9 protein-coding genes are annotated in these 5,861 nt (G+C 57.9%); 1 reads left to right on the top strand and 8 read right to left on the bottom strand.

Going from position 1 to position 5,861, the window contains the following annotated elements; translation table 11 throughout:
- Positions 1-260: hypothetical protein (locus Q8O29_RS06265; protein ID WP_305561201.1), on the top strand; the 260-nt coding region annotated here is incomplete at its 5' end.
- Here the strand turns inward: Q8O29_RS06265 and rplI are convergent.
- From rplI to Q8O29_RS06305, 8 genes are all read right to left on the bottom strand, one after another.
- A complete protein-coding gene (gene rplI / locus Q8O29_RS06270; protein ID WP_305561202.1) occupies positions 242-694 on the bottom strand; it encodes a 50S ribosomal protein L9 in 453 nt (150 codons plus the stop codon). The genes Q8O29_RS06265 and rplI overlap by 19 nt on opposite strands.
- 11 nt (positions 695-705) lie before the next feature.
- Positions 706-990 (bottom strand): 30S ribosomal protein S18, encoded by a 285-nt coding sequence (gene rpsR / locus Q8O29_RS06275; RefSeq protein ID WP_305349998.1) that lies wholly within the window; start codon positions 988-990, stop codon positions 706-708.
- Between the two features lie 10 nt (positions 991-1,000).
- Positions 1,001-1,312, bottom strand: coding sequence for a primosomal replication protein N (priB, locus tag Q8O29_RS06280; RefSeq protein ID WP_305561203.1), 312 nt, complete (start codon positions 1,310-1,312; stop codon positions 1,001-1,003).
- Positions 1,313-1,360: 48 nt separating this feature from the next.
- A complete protein-coding gene (gene rpsF, locus Q8O29_RS06285; RefSeq protein WP_305561204.1) occupies positions 1,361-1,726 on the bottom strand; it encodes a 30S ribosomal protein S6 in 366 nt (121 codons plus the stop codon).
- Between the two features lie 291 nt (positions 1,727-2,017).
- Positions 2,018-4,138 carry a sodium:solute symporter family protein gene (locus tag Q8O29_RS06290; protein ID WP_305561205.1) on the bottom strand — a complete coding sequence of 707 codons (2,121 nt, stop codon included), beginning with the start codon at positions 4,136-4,138 and terminating at the stop codon, positions 2,018-2,020.
- A gap of 2 nt (positions 4,139-4,140) precedes the next feature.
- Positions 4,141-4,401 carry a DUF4212 domain-containing protein gene (locus tag Q8O29_RS06295; RefSeq protein ID WP_305561206.1) on the bottom strand — a complete coding sequence of 87 codons (261 nt, stop codon included), beginning with the start codon at positions 4,399-4,401 and terminating at the stop codon, positions 4,141-4,143.
- Between the two features lie 142 nt (positions 4,402-4,543).
- A complete protein-coding gene (locus Q8O29_RS06300; protein WP_305561207.1) occupies positions 4,544-5,122 on the bottom strand; it encodes a tetratricopeptide repeat protein in 579 nt (192 codons plus the stop codon).
- Positions 5,119-5,415, bottom strand: coding sequence for a hypothetical protein (locus Q8O29_RS06305; protein ID WP_305561208.1), 297 nt, complete (start codon positions 5,413-5,415; stop codon positions 5,119-5,121). The genes Q8O29_RS06300 and Q8O29_RS06305 overlap by 4 nt, the downstream gene beginning before the upstream one ends.
- Positions 5,416-5,861: the final 446 nt, after the last annotated feature.

A 5,861-nucleotide genomic window follows, 5' to 3' on the forward strand; every position in this document is an offset into this window, starting at 1 on the left:
CGGTTTCATGCCCGCTCGCCCTGCTTGGCAACGCCTTCTATCCGGTTCTTGTCCATCGGCTCGCAATTTATGCTCCACGCTTCCTTCCCACACTCGGTCGCCCTCATGCAGTTGCGCTTCACTTCGTTCGTTGTGATCAACTTACGGCGGGGCTTGCACCCGCGAGAGTGCGCCCATGCTGGGCGCACATGAAAAAAGCCGCCCAAAGGCGGCTTTTTGAAGCGGCAAAACTGGAGGCTGTTTACGCCGATTCGCCGTAGACCGTCACGGTGATCTCCACAGCCACATCGGTGTGCAGCGCAACCGTTACAGGGTGGTCGCCCACCGTCTTGAGCGGGCCGTTGGGCATGCGGATTTGCGACTTGGCCACAGGAAAGCCCTGCTTGGTCAGCTCGGCCGAGATGTCGTGGTTGGTGACGGAACCAAACAAGCGGCCGTCTACACCGGCTTTTTGCGTCAGCTTGACAGTGGTGCCGCCAAGTTTTTCGCCCTGGGCCTGAGATTCAGCCAGTTTGGCGGCCGCAGCTTTTTCGAGCTCGGCGCGTTTGACTTCGAATTCCTTGATCGCTGCAGCGGTGGCGCGGCGGGCGCGGCCGGAAGGAATCAGGAAGTTGCGTGCGTAACCGTCTTTGACCTTGACAACTTCACCCAGATTGCCGAGGTTGACGACTTTGTCGAGCAGAATAATTTGCATGGTCGTGCTCCTTACAGGCTACGGTGCTGGTCGCTGTACGGCAACATGGCCAGAAAGCGAGCGCGCTTGACGGCGGTGTTGACCTGCCGCTGAAAAATCGCGCGCGTGCCGGTCAAGCGTGCGGGGATGATTTTTCCGTTTTCAGAGACAAAGTCACGCAGAGTGTCGATGTCCTTGTAGTCAATCTCTTCAACGCCGGCAGCGGTGAAGCGGCAAAAGCGCTTGCGCTTGAACAGCAGGGATTGGGTGTTGCGCTTGGGGCGCTTGTCTTTGTTGAAACGTTTTGGTCCGGGCATGATGGACTCCTTAAAGGGGGTTCAGTACTTGTTCAGAAACTGGGTAAAAAGCTTGGATATGAAAAACGACACCTTTGCTGCCACGCGCATTGACCAGAAAACCTGTGAACCTGAAGCTTTTACCTAAAGCGAGCCGGCCTGTCTGTTCAGCCAGCGTGCCAAAGGCAAGCGCCTTGACCGTCAATTTGACCTGCCGGGTGACGCCTGATTCGACCAGCTCAGACGCATGCTCGAGGACGAAGTTGGCGGCAGGAATACCAGCGGGCGTGTAACGAAGAGGGCTGGCCTCGGCGATGCGGGCGGTCAGTTCAACATGGTTCACTGCAAGATCAATTTCAAGGCAGCGATGCGTTTAACAGCAGAGTGGCAATTAAGCCGCGTACTCCTGCTGCTGGGTCTTGCGGGCTTCTTCCCGCTCGACGTTGCGCATCATGAGGGACGGGCCGGTATCAGCCTTTTTCTTGAGCACGGTCAGGTGGCGCAGCACAGCGTCATTGAACTTGAACGCATGCTCAATTTCGTCCATCACGGCCTGGCTGGCTTCGATGTTGATGCACAGGTAATGGGCTTTGGCCAGTTTCTGGATCAGGTACACCAGTTGGCGGCGGCCCCAATCTTCAACACGGTGGATTTTTCCACCGCCGGCAGTGATCATGCCCTTGTAACGTTCCAGCATGGCCGGAACCTGCTCGCTTTGATCCGGATGGATCAGCAAGACGATCTCGTAATGACGCATAAACTCTCCTTGTGGTTGATGAAGCTGCCCCAGCGTCGTTAAGGGTGCAGCAAGGCGAAGCCCATGATTATAGCACCCCCACGGTTGCTCACTGCGTGTAGCGCCCTGCCCCCCGAGGGGGCCGCTGCGCCTGCGGGCCGGCGGAGCCGGACCCGCGGCCCCGGCTTGAACGGGAGAGCCTTCGCTGCCGTCCAAACAAGTGAAAAACGCCCGCCCATGAAAAAAGCCCGGCAACTTGCGTTGCCGGGCCACTGATCTGACAGCTGTCAGATCAAGCCATGGAACTGCCCGTCAGGCAGCGCGCAGGGTTGGATAGCGCACATGATCCACCAGTTCCTGAATTTTCTTGCTGGGTGCCGGAGTCACCAGGCTGACCAGAATGATCACGGCCAACCCGACGGGCACACCGAACACGCCGGCCGAGATTGGCAGAATGCCCCACCACAAGTCAACGGGAGCGGTAACGCCAAAGACGCTGCGCATCCAGGCATGGTTCATCACCATGTAGTAGATTGTGATCCCCAAACCGCAGACCATGCCCAGCGACGCGCCAATACCGGTGGCACGCTTCCAGAAGATGCCCAGAACGAGCGCCGGGAAGAACGCAGCCGCAGCAAACGAGAACGCCGCAGAGACCAGGAACAGAATGTCGGCCACTTTCAGGGCCGCCACATAAGCGGCAGCCAGCGCAAGAACCAGCAACAGGACCTTGGAGATGGTCACACGGCGCGCGGTCGATGCGTTCGGATCAATCATTTTGTAGTACAAGTCGTGGCTCAAGGCGTTGGCCATCGTCAGCAGCAGGCCATCAGCCGTGGACAGCGCAGCAGCCAGGCCACCGGCAGCCACCAGCCCCGAGATCACATAAGGCAAACCGCCGATCGCCGGCCCTGCCAGTACGATGATGTCACCGCCGATGGACATTTCGTTGAGCTGCAAAATGCCGTCCTTGTTGATGTCCACCACCGACATGAGCGAAGGATCAACCTTGTTCCAGTCCGCAATCCATGCCGGAAGCTGGTTAAAGGGCGTGCCCACCAGTACGTTGAAGACCTCATACTTCACCAGCACCGCCAGCGCTGGCGCAGTGAAGTACAGCAGGAAGATGAAGAACAACGACCAGGTCACCGATTCTCGCGCTTCCTTCACGCTGGGCACCGTGTAATAACGCATCAGAATGTGCGGCAGCGCGGCGGTTCCCACCATCAGGCAGAAAATGAGGGCAATGAAGTTGCGACGAGAGGTGTCGTAAGCTTTCTGGGCCGCTGCATCGCCATTGGGATCGCCAGCATACTGCTGTGCATGCGGCAGCATGCCATTGAGCGGACGGGTCTTGGCGTCGGCAGCAGCCTTGGCAGCAGTCCAGGCAACCTTGGCAGCAGCCGCATCTTTCGGCAGGGCAGCGAGTGCTTTTTCAGCCGCAGAAGTTTCCGACAGCGCGGCATTCGCGGCTTTCAGGTCTGCCACTTTCTTCTCCGCTGCCGCCTTGTCCGCAGCCAGCGCAACAGCAGGGTCTTTGAGCTTCTCGGCCAACACATCTGAACGCTGCTTGAAGATCGCTCGGACTTCCAGCTCTTTCGGATCATTGGTCAGCTCTTTTTCCCTGGCCGTCACTTTTTGGAGCTGGACGCCATAGATCGCCTGAGGAATCGGGACACTGGTCTGCTTGACCGACAGCCATACCACCGGGATCATGTAGGCCACGATCAAAATGATGTACTGGGCCACCTGAGTCCAGGTCACCGCCCGCATGCCACCCAGGAAGGAGCAAACCAGAATACCACCCAGACCCAGGAAAACCCCTAATTCAAAGGCCACCCCGGTCAAGCGCGCGGTGATAAGGCCCACACCGTAAATCTGCGCGACCACGTATACAAAGGAGACCAGAATCGCGGCCACAACGCCAAGAAAGCGTGGCAGGTTTCCGCCATAACGTTCGCCCAGAAAGTCGGGGATCGTGAACTGGCCGAACTTGCGCAGGTAGGGCGCCAGGAACAAAGCCACCAGACAGTAGCCGCCGGTCCATCCCATGATGAAAGCCAGGCCGCTGTAACCCGAGAGGTAGAGCGTTCCGGCCATGCCGATGAAGGAAGCGGCAGACATCCAGTCGGCGCCGGTTGCCATGCCGTTGTACATGGCGGGCACGCGGCGACCTGCCACGTAATACTCGGCTGCATCGCTGGTGCGGCTCATGACGCCGATGCCGGCATACAAACCAATCGTGGCCAGCAGGAAAATCAGGCCAATCCACTGACGGGACAAACCCATCTGCTCAAGGATAGCCAACACCACCACAAATATAACGAAACCGCCAGTGTACCAGGTGTAGACCTTGTTCAGGCCGGTCTTGAACGCAGTCTTGGAGGCGGCGTTATTCGCACCCCCGCTATCGGAGCCAAACATTCCAGCCATGATTATTCCTCGCTTTCTTCAACGCCGTGCTCGACATCCAGCTTGCCCATGTACCAGGCATAAAAACCGATGATCGCCACGTAAATTACCAAAGACCCCTGCGCTCCCATCCAGAAGCTAAAAGGCCAGCCAAAGAAATTGAAGTTCAGCTCGCGGGCGAAATAGCTCACGACGAACGTCACGACGAACCAGATCACCAGCAAAATTGCCGTGACGTTCAGGTTCTTCCGCCAATAACGGCGGTGGTTGTCAGTCAACTGCATAACATTTGCCTCCATCAACAACACCCTTTCGGGCACATCGCGATCACCACCAGTCCCCAAGCGTGGCCTGCAAGCCAGATCGCGTCTCTTGTAAGCCTGGGCTGGACCCTGGCCATCAAATACCCGCCCCGCTGGTTCCCGGTCAGGACGACTGAGCTGTGCTCAGTCCCGTCTCGCGCTCTAGCTGGGCGGCCACTTTAGGCTCAAACCGTTTGAGGTGGCGAATAACCTTCACCGCCTCATCAGGGTCTTGCCTGTCGACATGAACCCGCGCCAGCTGATACCAGCCGAACGGGCTCATGGGTTGCAGTTCTGTGTTTTTCTTGAGCGCCTGCACCGCTTCCTCAAAGCGGCGGTCGCGGATCAGGAGCAGCGCCAGGCCGTACCAGGCGCGGTCCATCTTGGGCTCGATCTCCAGCGCACAACGGAACGCGGGCTCTGCATCGGCGTGCCCACCAACGTCTTCGAGCATGTACGCGAGGTTGAACCAGGCAGCGGAGGTGTCGGGGAAGCGAGCCACCAGCTCCCGCAGGGCGTCAATGGCGCTGAGCTTGTCGCCCAGTTGGGCGAGCACATGCGCCCGGCTCGCCAGCGCATAGCGGTCGCCGGGGCGCACCAGCAGCATCTGGGTGAACTTTTTCAGGGCAGCGGCCTGCCTGCCAAACACCAACAGCACCAGCGCCTGGAACTTCAGGTACGAATAAGCCAGTACGGTGTTCATTTGCACAGCTCCACGCCAATTTCCAGGCAAATCCGGATTTTCATCAGCGTCACGGCCAACCAGATGAACAGCAACAACAAAAACGCCACGAGCGGCACGTGGCGGTCAATGATTTGTCTGGGCGTGATCACCCGCGCAGCGACCACAAAGGGTTTGCCGACGATCTGCAGGATCTGATAGAAAAGATTCTGGCTTTTTTTGGCGCCGGCCAGCAGGCCCAACACCCATTGCCCGAACAGCCCGAGCAAAGCCACCTCGGCTATCAGCTTGATCGTAGAAACAGTAAAAAGCATAGGGCCTTTGGTAACAATGGGTTGATTGTTGCTGCGGTCCTTACCAACTTCTTACAAATTCTCGCCCTGACCGGTAGACCTAGCTGAAACCCTCCTAGGAGTTTCCCTTGGTTCGACCTCTGCAGGGAAGAGGGCCGGGAATCAAAGACTTAAAACAGGCTAGGAGCCTGGGAGGCAGAAGGCGTCGAAGCGAAAAGTGGCCCCAGCGAGGACAGTTTTTGCCGGATTTGCAGCCTCATAGCCGTAGCTATGGGGCAAAAAGCCGGTGAAAAACGGACCGTCGCGGCCGCTTTGCAGCCGACGTCCCTTCCGCCGCCCAGGCTCCTAGTAGTTAGTTCCATTAAAGCAATTACGTACTAAACGACGCCAAGATCGAACTTATTCCATCGAAAAACGACAGGCGATGCGTTGATTTCAGCTATCCCTTTGAGGATGCGGGTTTTTAG

The organism is Polaromonas sp. (assembly GCF_030689685.1).
GTDB lineage: Bacteria > Pseudomonadota > Gammaproteobacteria > Burkholderiales > Burkholderiaceae_C > Polaromonas.